This window comes from Sinorhizobium sp. BJ1 (assembly GCF_002531555.1).
GTDB classification, from domain to species: domain Bacteria; phylum Pseudomonadota; class Alphaproteobacteria; order Rhizobiales; family Rhizobiaceae; genus Sinorhizobium; species Sinorhizobium fredii_B.
The window spans coordinates 137,652-151,692 of the sequence record NZ_NWTH01000008.1 but is presented as its reverse complement, the minus strand read 5'-3'; the positions used below and the strand labels follow the sequence as shown (position 1 = coordinate 151,692).

The following is a 14,041-nucleotide window of genomic DNA, read 5'->3' as shown; positions in this document are numbered from 1 at the left end:
ACAGCTTTGAGCTTTCGACCAGCAGCGCCTGTCAGTACCCTTCTAAGATGTTCAGCACATGCAGGAGGAACCTCATTGCTCTCACCGCTCCCGTCCGCCAAGGCCATGGTGCCCTTCGTCAGCGTCGAGAACATGATGCACCTCGTCCACCACCTCGGTATCGAGACCGTTTTGGCGGAGCTCACGGATGCGATCGAGACGGATTTCCGCCGATGGGAGAGCTTCGACAAGACTCCGCGCGTCGCCAGCCATTCGCGTGACGGCGTGATCGAGTTGATGCCGACCTCCGACGGCGCCGTCTACAGCTTCAAATATGTCAACGGCCATCCGAAGAACATCGTCAACGGGCTCCAGACCGTTACCGCCTTCGGCTTGCTTGCCGAGGTTTCGACCGGCTATCCGGTGCTGCTCACGGAAATGACGCTGTTGACGGCGCTCAGAACGGCTGCGACCTCGGCGATGGCGGCGCGCCACTTGGCGCCGAAGGGCGCACGCACCATGGCAATGATCGGAAACGGCGCCCAGGCCGAGTTCCAGGCGCTGGCGATGAAGGCCGTCTGCGGCATCGACACCATTCGCCTTTACGACATCGATCCTCGCGCGACCGAGAAGACGGCACTCAACCTCGCGGGCTCTGGCCTCGAGATCGTCGCCTGCCCCTCTGCGCAAGTGGCGATCGAGGGTGCGGAGATCATCACCACCTGCACGGCCGACAAGCAGTTCGCGACCATCCTCACCGACAACATGGTCGGCGCCGGTGTCCATATCAACGCGATCGGCGGCGACTGCCCCGGCAAGACGGAGTTGCACCACGACATCCTGCTCCGCTCGGACGTCTTTGTGGAATATCCGCCGCAGACCCGCATCGAAGGCGAGATCCAACAGATGGCTTGGGATTTCCCCGTGACCGAGCTCTGGAAGGTCGTCACAGGCGCAGCGGAGGGCCGGCGCGATGCGAGGCAGATCACGCTCTTCGACAGCGTCGGCTTCGCCATCGAAGATTTTTCGGCGCTCCGTTACGTGCGCGAGCGGCTGTCCGGCACCGACTTCTATCAGAATCTCGACATGATCGCCGATCCGGACGATCCGCGCGATCTGTTCGGAATGCTGCAGCGTGCGAAATAAGCGGCAATTGCTCCACTATTCCATTCAGGCTGCCACCGCGGTTGTGATGGTGCGGCAGCAAGCCGGATCGCCGACAAGGCGGCGGGAGATCGTCGCCCCGCTGGAGCGCTCCGGCCGGCGGGTGACCGGCATTACTGCCTCTTGAGCCGCGCCAGGGCCTCTGCCGCCTCCTTGCTCAATCGATGGTCCGGATGGCGGCGGATGAAGCGTTCATAGGCTTCCACCGTATTCTCCGCCTTCACCCGCTCGAATTCCGCCCGGACGGCCGCCTCATGATCCGGAGGCTCCTGCATGTCCACTCCTCTTGCCTTTGTCGTTCCTGATGCAGTAGGAGCGGAGAATACTGCTGCCAGAAACATCGCGGCAAAATACGCCACCACCCTCAGGAACGGCACGATTCTCTCCAATCTTATTGAACTCGTTACAATAATCGTAGGCATTCGGAGCCTAACGTCGCCCGCACGATCTGCGCTTTTTGGAGCCGAGGCAACGGCCCTGCGCTCTTATGATAGGAATTTGGCATGAGCGGCACCGGTAAGACCGTCAAGACTTTGAAAACCACCGGCAACACTCTGATCGACGGCGTGCTGTCGGGCTATGCCTGGACGGGAACCATCACCTATGCCTTTCCAACGTCGCGCAGCAGCTACAGCTACAGCGGAGAGAAGGACAACGGCTTTGCCGCAGTTTCCCCGGCACAGATAAACGCCGCGCTCTTCGCGTTGGAGCAAAGCTTCGGTTCGGCCGCCAATGACGGTTTTTCCGTCGAGGGCTTCACCAATGCCAATTTCACCTCCGGAAGCGCATCCAGCGCGACGGTCCGGTTTGCGCAGTCGAACGAGCCGGACACTGCGTGGGCTTACCTGCCGGGCGGCTATGCTCAGGCCGGCGATATTTGGTTCGGCACCACCTATGCCGGCACGGTTGCCGATAATCGCAAACCGGTCGCCGGAAACTACGCGTGGCACACGCTGCTGCACGAACTCGGCCATGCACTTGGCCTGAAGCACGGGCACGAGGTAGAGGGAGCCTTCAAGGCTCTGCCTTCCCAATACGACTCGATCGAATATTCGATCATGACCTACCGGGGCTATGTCGGGGGCTCCGGCTACTACTATGAACAATACGGCGCGCCGCAGACCTTCATGATGGCTGACATCGCCGCCCTGCAGGAAATGTACGGCGCCGATTTCACTACCAATAGCGGCAACACGGTCTACAAGTGGACGCCCGGCAGCGGCGCCACACTCGTGAACGGAGAAGCCGGCGTTGCTCCCGGCGCCAATCGGATCTTCGCCACCATATGGGATGGCGGCGGCAACGATATCTACGACCTCACCGCCTACAAGACGGCACTCAAGATCGATCTGCGGCCCGGCAAGGCCTCGACCTTCAGCATCGACCAGCTCGCCTGGCTCGGCGGCGGCTCCAACAAAGGCTTCGCCGCGGGCAATATCTTCAATGCCCTGCTCTACCATGGCGATGCGCGCTCTCTAATCGAGAACGTCAAAGGGGGGTCGGCGGGTGACACGATCACCGGCAATCAGGCAGCGAACGCTCTATGGGGCTATAGCGGCAACGATGTGCTCAGCGGGGAGTCCGGCAATGACTCGCTCTACGGGGGGGCCGGGGCGGACAAGGTCTATGGCGGCAACGGCAACGACGCCCTCTATGCCGAGTCGAATAATGACGTGCTCTACGGCGGCAGCGGCGCGGACAAGTTGACCGGGGGTAGCGGCGCCGACACGTTCCAGTTCAAGGCATCGTCGGAAAGCACCGTTGCCGGCTCAGGCCGCGACACGATCTACGACTTCCTCGCCTCTGAATCTGACCGTATCGACCTTTCCGCCATCGACGCCGACACGACCACGACCGGCAATCAGGGTTTCACCTTTGTCGGAACCGCCGCCTTCAGCGGCAAAAAGGCCGAACTTCGTTACGACCGAGCGTCCTCCGACAGCTATATCTATGGCGACGTGAACGGCGACAAGAAGGCCGACTTCGCCATCCACCTCGATGACGCGGTTACCCTGCAGAAGGGCTATTTCATCCTCTAGCGGGAGCGATAGCTCGCATTCATCTACCGCGACGTGGCGAAACCTCCTCGGCATCGCGGCCGAGTGAAAGTATTTTAACGAGGCGCTCCGAAGTCGCTCTGTAGCGCTCAGCACTGCTGATCCCCGCGAGGGAGCGAGGTTGTTCCCTCGCGGGGAGCAGCATTCTTTTTCGCTGATCTTCAGATCTCGCGAACGCTAATCGAAACTTTGCTTTTCCATTCTCCGCCGACACGGGACTGGCCTTGTGCAGGAGCGCACGAGTTGGGCTGCGATTGACAACTGTCGCATTCCGGATTATGAGTGACGAAATACGAAATTCGTCACTCATAATCCGGAATGCGACCCCATGACCGAGCCGGCAGACAGCAGCATCGACGCGACCAGGCAGGAAAACATTGCGCGGATCCTTGAATCCGCCGAGCGGCTTTTCCGGCACTACGGCTACACCAAGACGAATGTGGCCGATATTGCCCGTGATCTCGACATGTCGCCCGCCAATATCTACCGCTTCTTCGCCTCGAAGACGGAGATCCACCAGGCACTTTGCGACCGCATGCTCGCGGCGAGCTATCAGCAGGCCTATGAGATATCCCGCCTCGCCTTAAGCCCCTCCGAGCGCCTGAGGCGCTATGTGCACGGGCAGCACCAGATGACGGTGGAGACCATGCTGGACGAGCAGAAGGTCCATGAGATGGTCGTCGTGGCGATCGAGCGGGACTGGCACGTCATCGAGAAACACATCGACCGCCTCGACAAGCTTCTTGCCGGCATTATTCGCGAGGGCATCGAGGCCGGCGAATTCGCCGAACAGGATCCGGAAGTTGCTGCCCGATGCTTCGGTGCGAGCATTGTCACCCTCTGTCACCCGCAGATTGTCGCCCAGTGTCTTGCCAAGGACAATCGCCCGACCCCGGACGAGCTGATCGAATTCGCCATCAAAGCGCTGAAGAAGTAAGAGCGGCGCCGCCGCCAAATACCGGATCAGGAGTCCGAACGATGTTTTCACCGAGAGCTTACAACCGGCCGCTCTTTGCCCGTGTCCTGGCCCTGATCTCGCTTACCGCCGTCCTCTCCGGCTGCGCGGAGGAAAAGGCGGAAACGAAGGAGATCATTCGGCCCGTCAAGGTGATAGAGATCGCCGGCATGGGTGAGGCCCGCCAGCTCGACTATTCCGGTGTGGTGAGGGCACGCACCGAGATGACTCTCGGCTTCCGTGTGGCCGGCAAGATCACCGAGCGCCTCGTCAATGTCGGCGACCGGGTGAAGCCGGGCGATCTCCTCGCTCGCATCGATCCGACCGACTACCAACTGGCCGTAAATAGCGCCGAGGCAACCCTCTTCGCCGCCGAAAAGCAGGTGCAGACGACTTCGCTGACCAAGGCTCGGGCCGAGCAACTCTTCACCAAATCATTCTCCTCAAAGGCCGAGCTCGACCAGGCGACTCTCCTCTATGATCAGGCGGTTTCCACGCGCGACGCGGCCGCCTCGAGCCTCAGCCAGGCGAAGAACCAGGTCGCCTATGGGAATCTCAAGTCGGACCAGATCGGCATCGTGACGGCGATCAATGCCGACATCGGCCAGGTCGTCGGCGCCGGTACGGCGGTCGTAACCGTCGCGGTCGACGGCGAGAAGGAAATCGAAGTTGCCGTTCCGGAAATGGATATTGCCGAATTCAAACCCGGCAAGACGGTAAAGGCGCGTTTCTGGTCCAACGACATGCTCACCCTCGACGGCCATGTTCGGGAAGTCTCCGGCAGTGCAGAACGGCAATCCCGGACTTTCTTGGTTCGCATCAGCCTGCCCAACGATCCGCGAGTCTTGCTCGGCATGACCGCAACCGTCGAGGCGGCTGCCGCCAGTTCCGAACCCCTCGTCGCCATTCCCCTGAGCGCGCTTGCGCAGAAGGACGGCAGGGAGATCGTCTGGGTGGTCGATCGCAGCGCCTCGACCGTCCATGCCCGCCCCATCGGGCTCGCCGATTACGCCGGCGATCAGGTGCGCATCGCCGACGGGTTGCGACCGGGCGATCTCGTCGTCGCAGCCGGCACGCAGTTCATGGCCGAAGACCTGAGGGTCAAGCTGCCCCTCCCCGAGCAGCAGTCCGCCCGCGCCGAAACGCGCGAAATCCTCCGCTAAGACCAATCAGCAGAACGGAAATACGCCGATGCAAGCCTCCACCGGGGACAAGAAACCGTTCAATCTGTCGCGCTGGGCGATCGGTCATCCGAGCATCGCGCGTTTCCTGTTCGGGCTGATCATTATCACCGGCGCGCTCGGTCTCCTTCGCATGGGGCAGCGCGAAGATCCGGAATTCACCTTCCGCACCATGGTCGTGCAGGCCGTCTGGCCCGGCGCCTCGATCCAGGAGATGCAGGACCAGGTCGTCAACAAGATCGAGCGCAAGCTGCAGGAAACGCCGCATCTCGATTTCGTCCGCTCCTACACGCGCGCCGGCAGCGCCATCATCACCGTTCAGATCGAGGGCGATACGAACGCCGACGACGTGGCCGATGCCTTTTACCAGGTGCGCAAGAAGGTAGGGGACATTGCCAACGAACTGCCGGACGGCGTGCTCGGCCCATATTTCAACGACGAGTTCGGCGATACCTTCATCACGCTTCACGCGATCAGCGGCGATGGTTACAGCTATCCCGAACTGAAGCGTTTCGCGACCGAGGGCCGCGACATGCTCCTGACGACGCCGGGTGTCGAGAAGGTCGTCATCCTCGGCGACCAGCCGCAGAAGATCTATATCGATGTTTCCTCCAAACTGCTCGCCGCCCGCGGGCTGACGCTCAATGACCTGCGCAACGCCGTCGCCGGCCAGAACAATGTCGATCCGGCCGGTACCGTCGAGACGGGCGCCCGCTCGGTTCGCATCTCCGTCGACGGCGATGTCAGGCGTGCCGAGGATATCCGCGAACTGAGGCTGCGCGCCGGCAATGAGACGATCCGGCTTGCCGACATCGCGACCGTCACCGCCGGTCTTGAAGACCCCTATTCGCGCAAATTCCGCTTCAACGGCCACGACAGCGTTCAGATCGGCGTCGTGATGGCCAAGGGACACAAGGTTACCGACGTTGGCAAGGCGGTGGAGGCAACCTACGAGCGCTTCGAGTCCGCCCTTCCCTATGGCGTCTCGGTCGAGCAGATCTCCAACCAGCCGGAGGTGGTGACCGATGCGATCAGCGAATTCAGCCACGCGCTCGTCGAGGCGTTGATCATCGTGCTCGTCGTCTCATTCCTGTCGATCGGCTGGCGCTCTGGTCTGGTGATCGCCATCGCCATCCCGCTGGTGCTCGCCGCCACCTTCGCGATCATGTACGAGCTCGGCATCGACCTGCAGCGCATCTCGCTCGGGGCACTGATCATCGCGCTTGGCCTGCTCGTCGACGACGCGATGATCGTTGTGGAAATGATGGAGCGGAAGCTCGAGGAAGGGCTGGTCAAAATCGAGGCGGCGAGCTTTGCCTATTCCTCCACCGCCTTTCCGATGCTGACGGGCACGCTGATCACCACGGCCGGCTTCATTCCTGTCGGCTTCGCCGAATCGACCGCCGGCGAATATGTCCGTTCTCTCTTCTACGTCGTCGGCATCGCGCTCGTCGTGTCATGGTTCGTGGCCGTCTATTTCACTCCCTGGCTCGGCTACATGATCCTGAAGCAGCGCCACCACGCCGGCACCCACCACGATGCGTTCGACACCCGCTTCTACCGGCGCCTCAGGGCGACCGTCGGCTGGGCGGTGCGCCACCGCGTCATCGTGCTCGTGATGACGCTCGCAACCTTCATGGCAAGCCTCTGGGCGTTCCAGTTCATTCCGAAGAACTTCTTCCCGCAGTCCTCGCGGCCGGAGATTCTGGTCGATCTCTGGCTGCCGGAGGGCACGAGCATCGAGGAAGTCGAAAGGCAGGCCAAGGCGCTCGAGGCGCGCATGATGGGCGACGAGGACAAGCGCTTCATCGCCACCTATATCGGCGAAGGCATACCGCGCTTTTTCCTGCCGCTCGACCAGCAGCTCCGCAATCCCAACTTCGCGCAACTCCTCGTGATGGCGAAGGACGAGACGGCCCGCGAAAGGCTGATCGTCAAGTTGCGGACGATCCTTGCCGAAGATTTCCCGTCGATCCGCGCCAAGGTCGACCGCCTCTTCCTTGGCCCTCCGACCGGCTGGCCAGTGCAGATCCGGGTGATGGGGCCGGATCGCCAGGAGGTTCGCCGCATCGCCGATCAGGTGAAGACGAAGTTCCGCGAGAACCCGCTGCTCGGCGCCGTCCATGACGACTGGCTGGAGCCCGTGCCGGCGATGAAGCTGGTGATCGACCAGGACCGCGCCCGCGCCCTCGGCGTTACCTCGCAGCGCATCCGCCAGATGCTGCAGGCGGCGATGTCCGGCGCTCCGCTCGACGATTTCCGCGATGGCGAAGAGACTGTCTCGATCGTAGCGCGAGAGCCGGACGGCAACCGCCAGCTGCTTTCGGCCGTCAACTCGGTCTATGTGCCGACGGATTTCGGCAGCTTCGTGCCTGTGTCGCAGGTTGCCAAGGTGGTTCCGGTCATGGAGCAGGGCATCGAATGGCGACGCGATCGCTTGCCGACGATCACCGTGCGCGCAACGCTGCCGGACGGCATCCAGCCGAACGACGTGACCCTGCAGATCTACAACGAATTGCAGGGTCTCAGGGACGGTCTTTCTCCCAGCTACAAGGTCGAGATCCAAGGCGGGGCAGAAGACAGTGCCGAGAGCCAGGCGTCGATCGCAGCAAAGGCGCCGATCATGCTGCTCGTCATCGTCATCCTGCTGATGGCGCAGCTCCAGCACTTCGGCAAGTCAATGCTGGTGCTCGCAACCGGGCCGCTCGGCATCATCGGTGCGGCTGCGGCCTTGCTCATCAGCGGCGCCCCCTTCGGCTTCGTCGCCATCCTCGGCGTCATCGCGCTGCTCGGCATCATCATCCGCAACTCGATCATCCTAGTCGACCAGATCGATCAGGACATTGCGGCGGGGATGGAGCGCTCCGAGGCGATCATCGGCGCGGCGGTACGGCGCTTCCGGCCGATCGTGCTGACGGCGCTGACCGCCGTGCTCGCGCTGATCCCGATCTCGCGCGGCGTGTTCTGGGGACCGCTTGCCTATGCGATGATGGGCGGCATCCTCGTTGCGACCGTGCTGACGATCCTGGTGCTGCCGGCCGGCTACGCGCTGTTCTTCGGCAAGGAGCCCAAGGCGCGCGAACCGGAGGGCGAGGCCGCCGAGCCGCGGCAGGAGGCGGCCGAGGATCGCGCCGCCTACCCCGCACCTATTGCCGCCGAATGACCTGTACTGTCATCGGCACCGCTGCGCTTGGAGCGGGATGAGGAAATGTGTGCGCGGTTTTCCGCCCGCATTCCGCTCCAACGTTTACTGCATGTCTCCTCAAATCCGCGACGATTTAGAAGACATGCAGTAGGATCGAAAAGCCTGGCTTGCGGCGCGAACCTTCGATCGCGCCTTGAAGCCGGACAATACTGTAATCGGCCGCAGCCGGTGGCCCTTACTCTTCGAAGGCCATTGCCGGGGTCGGCGCGGCATCCGTGGCGACCAAGGCCTTGACGAGCGCCACGATCTTGCGCCGGACCTGTGGATCGCTGAGCCGGGTAAAGGCGCGATTGAGTGCCACGCCCTCCTCGGTGGCAAGGAACTGCAGCATCTCATCGCTGGACGTCACCGCGGCATTCTGCTCCGAGCCATTCAAGCTTTCGGGACCGCCTTCGAAGAAATAGGACACCGAAACGCTCAGGACCTCGGCGGCACGCTGGAGACGGCTCGCACCGACGCGGTTCAGGCCCTTTTCGTATTTCTGCACCTGCTGGAAACTGACGTCGAGCGCCTCACCGAGCTTTGTTTGACTCCAATCCAAAGCCAATCGGCGCAAGCGGATGCGATTGCCTACATGGATGTCGATCGCACGGGGTTCTTTCTTGTTCGGTCTGGCCTGCATTCGTTCTTGTTCCCACCTTTTTGCGGCGTCCTGCGTTCAATGACTCAAGCGCCGTGATTTCCCGCACGACACCACGCTCAGTAGAAGCCAGCGCCGCCGGGAGTAGTTTTCAACTTAAATTCACGACTTCCTTGAATATGTCGGACGGCTTGCAAAAGACATATGGAAACAAGCTCTCCAGTATCCGCATAGCGCATGGCCTATCCCGAAGACGACGCTTTCCGTCTGCAAGGATTAGTTCGCTGGTCGCCATCGATGGCCTCTGCAAAGGCATGAACATTGCGGCTCGCCGATTGGCCAGCCAAAATGAGTCGGCTCGGCTGCGCTATCAGTCGCCCGCCACGGCCCGCGACGCCGCTGTTTGGATCGCTACGATGCTACGGCTGATTTTGATCTCTACGAACTTGGCCCGAGAACGGCCGATCGATGGTGCACGCTCTCCACCGACGGAATTTGCACGCCCTTTTCGTTCGAGTACCCGCAACCTGTGAGCGAGAAGTTCTCCTCCGGGCGACGCGCACAGCAATTCTTGCGAAATCCGGCTTCGTTTTTCGTTTTTTGGATATCCGGCTTCATATAACCGTTTACGACAAAGCTAATATACGCTTATTTGTACGACAATTGCGGGCGTGGAGAGCGCCCTTGAAAGGGAGGTGGCGTGAACCTGATACGTCAAAATGTAAGCCAAGGCGCTACCCTGCAGGGCGCCAAGGCTATTTCGGGACTTTGATGAGGTACGTCCCTCATCGCCCGGCATTCCGCATCGTCAAAGCAGATGCCGACGAAATGTCCGAGCATTATGCAAGGACATTGTCACCTGCAAAGGTTGAACCCTTGGACGGAGGTGGACCTATCTCGGTCGAGGACCGGCACTATTCTGCCGGGCCCTTCAGCATCTGGGCCGGCATTTGCCATTCGGGCATGAAGGTCACATTCTCGCAGCCCTCCGACGCCTTCGTGCTCTACTTGCCGCATTCGAGCGCGATGGAGATCGATATCGGCCGCAAACGGCTTCTGTCGACGCCGGGAACCGCCATGGTCGGCAACATGGCGCAGTTCGAAAAACTGACAATTCACGAGAACCGCGGCCACATCGGTATCGCTTTCGACAAAGCGGCGATGGTTGGCCAGCTCAGTCAGCTCCTCGACGCCCCCGTCCTGGGAGACATCGATCTTTGTGCGACCTTGGAAACGAGTTCGGCCATCGGCTCGCGGCTTGCCGCTCTCGGAGGCCTGCTCTGGGATTGTTTCGACGTCGCGGGCGAAGACCGAGTTTCGACGACGGCGACCACGCATCTTTTCCAGGCAGCAATGGTCATGATCCTGGAATCACTTCCCCACAACTACAGCGCCCGACTGCACAAGCCAATGTCCCCCGCCATGCCACGAAACCTGAAACGGGCGATCGAATACATGGTTGCCAATATCGCCGAGCCCATGACCGTTGCCGATATCGCCCGGGAGGCAGGCACGAGCGTGCGCGCCTTGCAGACCGCCTTCCAGCAGTTCAAGGACACGACACCCTTGAATTTTCTGCGCCATATGCGGCTGGAGGGTGTTCGCAAAACCCTCTCCGACGAGGCCAATACGCTCTCGATCGCGCAAGTGGCACGCGCCTGGGGCTTCACCCATATGGGCCGGTTTTCCGCGGTCTACCATGACGCCTTCGGCCAGACGCCGTCCGAAACGGCCAAGCTTCACAGCCGGTGCGGCATCGGCGTTCCTCCGTCACGATCGAATCGCTGACACCTATTCCGGGCCCGAACGGCGAACCTGCGCTGTCGGACGAAGCCGCTTGCACCCCTCAGTCGTTTTCCTGCGCGATCCGGATAACCAAGCGCCAATCGGCTAGCCAAACACGCCGCTAATTTACCCCCGAATAATATTTCCCCAGCACGATCGGCACGCGAAGTAACGGAGCTGGTCACTAAAACATGCATTTGGATTTCGGCGTTTTCCGTCGGTTGATCGCCAGCCGAATGGCAACAATGGTCAGCGACAGGAGCGGCAATGTCGCCCTGACGGTCGCAGTCTGCATCATTCCCATGATCCTCGCCGTCGGCGCCGGCCTCGACTATACGCGCGCCTACAACGTCCAGAGCAGGATGCAATCGGACCTCGACGCCGCGCTGGTCGCCGCCATCAAGGAGATCGACGAATACGATGAGGACGAAATCGCCGAAAAGATCAAGGAATGGTTCGACGCCCAGTCCGAGAAGCAAGGCGCCACCTATGATCTGACGGAGATCACCGTCGACAAGAGCGGCCACACGATCACCGCCAGCGCAAGCGGAACCGTCCCGACGACGCTGATGACCCTGGCGGACATCAAGACCGTTCCGGTCGGCGTCATCAGCGCCATCGAGGGACCGGCAACGTCCTACCTCGAAGTCTACATCGTCATCGACAAATCACCGTCGATGCTGCTGGCCGCGACGAGCGAGGACCAGGCAATGCTGCGGGCCGACAAGAATATCACCTGCGAGTTCGCCTGCCATGACACGAAGGATCCAGTGAAGAAGAATGGCTCCGTCATCGCATCGACCTACTACAACTATATTAAGAGCCTCGGTGTAAAGCTCCGAACAGACGTGGCCCTCGACGCCGTCGAAGAGGTGCTCGAAATGGTCGACGCGGCGGACGAGGACCATGCGAGGATCAAGGTCGGCCTCTACAGCCTAGGCGAGACCATTACCGAGGTTGTCGCGCCGACCTATTCGACCAGCACCGCGCGCAAGAAACTGTCCGACGATGACAGTGGGCTAACGAGCGCGACCTCCACCACTTCGACCGACTTCAAGACGTCGCTCAAAGGGCTGCAAAAAAAGGTCGGGATGGCGGGAGATGGCACTTCGGCCAACTCACCGCTCAAACTCGTGCTTTTGCTAACAGATGGCGTTCAATCGCATCGCAACTGGGTTATCAACGACATCCCGAAGGGTACTAAATGTATTCAGTGGAACGCCGCTGGAACGTGTATCCGACACACATCCAACGCCGGTAAGAACTGGGGGATTGTGACGCCTCTTAATCCCGACTGGTGTGGATACCTCAAGAATGACGACGCCACAGTGGCCGTCCTCTATACGGAGTACCTCGCCATCCCCGATGATTGGGGATACAACGATACCCTTGACGACACGATGGCGAAGAGCAGGTGGGCCTCCACCTGGGGCGGTACGCTGCATAGCGGCGTCAGCAGCAGCATCACCAGGCACGACTATATCCCCATCGCGCTGCAGGACTGCGCCTCCTCGTCCGATCTGTTCATCTCGGCCGCCTCCGAAGACGAGATCACCGACGGGCTCTCGACCCTCTTCAATCAATATCTGACTTCGGTACGGCTGACCCAATGAAGAGCCGTTCGAAGATCACCCTTTTGCGCCGGCTGCTGCGCGACAGATCTGGCGTCGCCGCCATCGAATTCGCGCTTCTCGCCCTGCCACTGTTCACCATCATCTTCGGCATTCTCGAATGTGCGGCGATGTTCTTCATCGACTCGGCCCTCGATGCCGCGGTTCATAAGGCCGCGCGCCTCATCCGAACCGGCCAGGCGGCTGAGGGCAATATGGCGCTCATAGGCTTCAAGACGGAGGTCTGCGGCAACCTGCTTTATGTGCTCGACTGCGAAGACAAGCTGCTGGTGGCCGTCGACACGCTCACCGACACCTCCTCCTCCGGCGCGATGAAGGCGATCAACAGCAGCGGCACGGTGTCGATCACCGAAGGTTTCGAAATCGGCAAGGGCAGCGACTACGTGATGGTCCAGGCTTTCCTTCCGTGGAAGCCCGTCGTGAGCCTCTACTCGCTTTCGAGCTCGACGCTCGCGGACGGCAGCTACCTGATGGGCGCCTCCGTCCTGCTGCGCAATGAACCGTTCTGAGGATGCCCGCATGACACCAATCGCCAAGAGGACAGTCGCCCTTCTGCGGCATTGCTTGCGGAATCGCGACGGAGCTTCCGCGATCGAATTCGCGTTCCTCTTTCCGATCATGCTGCTGCTGCTCGCCGGACTGGTCGATCTCGGGCAAGGCCTGACGGTGCGCAGGAAGATCAACCAGGTCGCCTCGACGAGCAGCGAGATCATCGCCATGCAAAGCAGTTGGACCGAGGCGAGCGTCGAATCGATCCTCGATGGCGTCAGCTCCATCGTGCAGCCCTATGACACCGACGAACTCACGATCCTTCTTTGCGTTCTTGACGTTGACAGCAAGGGCAAGGCGACCGTGAACTGGTCTGCCGCCTATGGCACGACCGCCCTTTCGGCGGGACAGGACTCACCCGTCGAGGTGCCGGAGGAATTGCGGACTGAGGACGTGCAACTGGTGGTGACGCGTGTCCAATACAAATTGGATACGCTCTTCTCCAGCCTCTTCGAAAGCTTCACGGACGGTGGCACTTACGAATATGACCAACACTTCTTCATCCGGCCCCGAAACGGCAACACGATCACCTACAGCTAAGCATGAGGTCGGTTTCGAACGACGTCGCAGAAGATTTCGCTAATCGACCGAAATTCTCGGCGCCACAATACAGACGTAGACTAGCCACGGTTGCGCCATACCTTTACCTGTCCCAGGCCAAATTACACGATTTAATACACACCAAACAACATTGCACTCTATTGTTGCTGTTTTACTATGTGCTCCACACCGACCGCAGGCTCTCCGCGCAATAATGCGTCAACCGTACACCTTCTTCGCAATGCGGATATCGATTTAATCTTCCAACTGTAGCCTAACGCCGGCCAGTCCGCTTACACTCCTTCTCGTGGGTGCAGGGCAGCCTTGGGCATGATGCCCTGGGTATCGTGCCAGCGGCTTGGCTTGCCGCTGGCACGTGCCGCTTTCGGCGGCTGGCAAAGCTTTCCGCCTCTCG

General features: G+C 60.8%; 12 protein-coding genes. 10 read left to right on the top strand and 2 right to left on the bottom strand.

The window, feature by feature from the left end; translation table 11 throughout:
* Positions 1-75 precede the first annotated feature (75 nt).
* Positions 76-1,125 carry an ornithine cyclodeaminase gene (locus CO676_RS13930; protein WP_097521483.1) on the top strand — a complete coding sequence of 350 codons (1,050 nt, stop codon included), beginning with the start codon at positions 76-78 and terminating at the stop codon, positions 1,123-1,125.
* A gap of 131 nt (positions 1,126-1,256) precedes the next feature.
* Here the strand turns inward: CO676_RS13930 and CO676_RS13925 are convergent, their stop codons facing one another.
* Entirely contained in the window at positions 1,257-1,418 is a 162-nt protein-coding gene (locus CO676_RS13925; RefSeq protein ID WP_097521482.1) for a hypothetical protein, read from the bottom strand.
* Between CO676_RS13925 and CO676_RS34540 the strand changes: the two genes are divergently transcribed.
* From CO676_RS34540 to CO676_RS13905, 5 genes are all read left to right on the top strand, one after another.
* A complete protein-coding gene (locus CO676_RS34540) occupies positions 1,417-1,650 on the top strand; it encodes a hypothetical protein (protein ID WP_144340131.1) in 234 nt (77 codons plus the stop codon). The genes CO676_RS13925 and CO676_RS34540 overlap by 2 nt on opposite strands.
* Entirely contained in the window at positions 1,647-3,182 is a 1,536-nt protein-coding gene (locus CO676_RS13920) for a M10 family metallopeptidase C-terminal domain-containing protein (RefSeq protein WP_097521481.1), read from the top strand. Before CO676_RS34540 ends, CO676_RS13920 begins: the two co-directional genes overlap by 4 nt.
* 346 nt (positions 3,183-3,528) lie before the next feature.
* Positions 3,529-4,137 (top strand): TetR family transcriptional regulator, encoded by a 609-nt coding sequence (locus CO676_RS13915; RefSeq protein ID WP_014762211.1) that lies wholly within the window; start codon positions 3,529-3,531, stop codon positions 4,135-4,137.
* 41 nt (positions 4,138-4,178) lie between these two features.
* A complete protein-coding gene (locus CO676_RS13910) occupies positions 4,179-5,318 on the top strand; it encodes an efflux RND transporter periplasmic adaptor subunit (RefSeq protein WP_097521480.1) in 1,140 nt (379 codons plus the stop codon).
* Between the two features lie 28 nt (positions 5,319-5,346).
* A complete protein-coding gene (locus CO676_RS13905; protein WP_097521479.1) occupies positions 5,347-8,499 on the top strand; it encodes an efflux RND transporter permease subunit in 3,153 nt (1,050 codons plus the stop codon).
* 217 nt (positions 8,500-8,716) lie between these two features.
* Here the strand turns inward: CO676_RS13905 and CO676_RS13900 are convergent, their stop codons facing one another.
* Positions 8,717-9,163: a helix-turn-helix transcriptional regulator gene (locus CO676_RS13900; RefSeq protein WP_097521478.1), complete on the bottom strand. Its 447-nt coding sequence runs from the start codon at positions 9,161-9,163 to the stop codon at positions 8,717-8,719.
* Positions 9,164-9,892: 729 nt separating this feature from the next.
* Between CO676_RS13900 and CO676_RS13890 the strand changes: the two genes are divergently transcribed.
* The 4 genes from CO676_RS13890 to CO676_RS13875 all read left to right on the top strand — a co-directional run bounded on the left by CO676_RS13890 (position 9,893) and on the right by CO676_RS13875 (position 13,626).
* Positions 9,893-10,909, top strand: coding sequence for a helix-turn-helix domain-containing protein (locus CO676_RS13890; protein ID WP_097521477.1), 1,017 nt, complete (start codon positions 9,893-9,895; stop codon positions 10,907-10,909).
* Between the two features lie 188 nt (positions 10,910-11,097).
* Entirely contained in the window at positions 11,098-12,519 is a 1,422-nt protein-coding gene (locus CO676_RS13885; RefSeq protein ID WP_097521476.1) for a TadE/TadG family type IV pilus assembly protein, read from the top strand.
* Positions 12,516-13,046 carry a TadE family protein gene (locus tag CO676_RS13880; RefSeq protein WP_097521475.1) on the top strand — a complete coding sequence of 177 codons (531 nt, stop codon included), beginning with the start codon at positions 12,516-12,518 and terminating at the stop codon, positions 13,044-13,046. The genes CO676_RS13885 and CO676_RS13880 overlap by 4 nt, the downstream gene beginning before the upstream one ends.
* Positions 13,047-13,056: 10 nt before the next feature.
* Entirely contained in the window at positions 13,057-13,626 is a 570-nt protein-coding gene (locus CO676_RS13875) for a TadE/TadG family type IV pilus assembly protein (RefSeq protein WP_097521474.1), read from the top strand.
* The last annotated feature ends 415 nt before the right edge of the window (positions 13,627-14,041 follow it).

What these genes read in the sequence shown, in the direction of transcription:
- CO676_RS13880 (WP_097521475.1), top strand. Translation starts at nt 12,516, where the DNA reads ATGAAGAGCCGTTCGAAGATCACCCTTTTGCGCCGGCTGCTGCGCGAC.
- CO676_RS13875 (WP_097521474.1), top strand. Translation starts at nt 13,057, where the DNA reads ATGACACCAATCGCCAAGAGGACAGTCGCCCTTCTGCGGCATTGCTTG.
- CO676_RS13900 (WP_097521478.1), bottom strand. Translation starts at nt 9,163, where the DNA reads ATGCAGGCCAGACCGAACAAGAAAGAACCCCGTGCGATCGACATCCAT.
- CO676_RS13905 (WP_097521479.1), top strand. Translation starts at nt 5,347, where the DNA reads ATGCAAGCCTCCACCGGGGACAAGAAACCGTTCAATCTGTCGCGCTGG.
- CO676_RS13925 (WP_097521482.1), bottom strand. Translation starts at nt 1,418, where the DNA reads ATGCAGGAGCCTCCGGATCATGAGGCGGCCGTCCGGGCGGAATTCGAG.
- CO676_RS13885 (WP_097521476.1), top strand. Translation starts at nt 11,098, where the DNA reads ATGCATTTGGATTTCGGCGTTTTCCGTCGGTTGATCGCCAGCCGAATG.
- CO676_RS13910 (WP_097521480.1), top strand. Translation starts at nt 4,179, where the DNA reads ATGTTTTCACCGAGAGCTTACAACCGGCCGCTCTTTGCCCGTGTCCTG.
- CO676_RS34540 (WP_144340131.1), top strand. Translation starts at nt 1,417, where the DNA reads ATGTCCACTCCTCTTGCCTTTGTCGTTCCTGATGCAGTAGGAGCGGAG.
- CO676_RS13915 (WP_014762211.1), top strand. Translation starts at nt 3,529, where the DNA reads ATGACCGAGCCGGCAGACAGCAGCATCGACGCGACCAGGCAGGAAAAC.
- CO676_RS13890 (WP_097521477.1), top strand. Translation starts at nt 9,893, where the DNA reads ATGAGGTACGTCCCTCATCGCCCGGCATTCCGCATCGTCAAAGCAGAT.
- CO676_RS13920 (WP_097521481.1), top strand. Translation starts at nt 1,647, where the DNA reads ATGAGCGGCACCGGTAAGACCGTCAAGACTTTGAAAACCACCGGCAAC.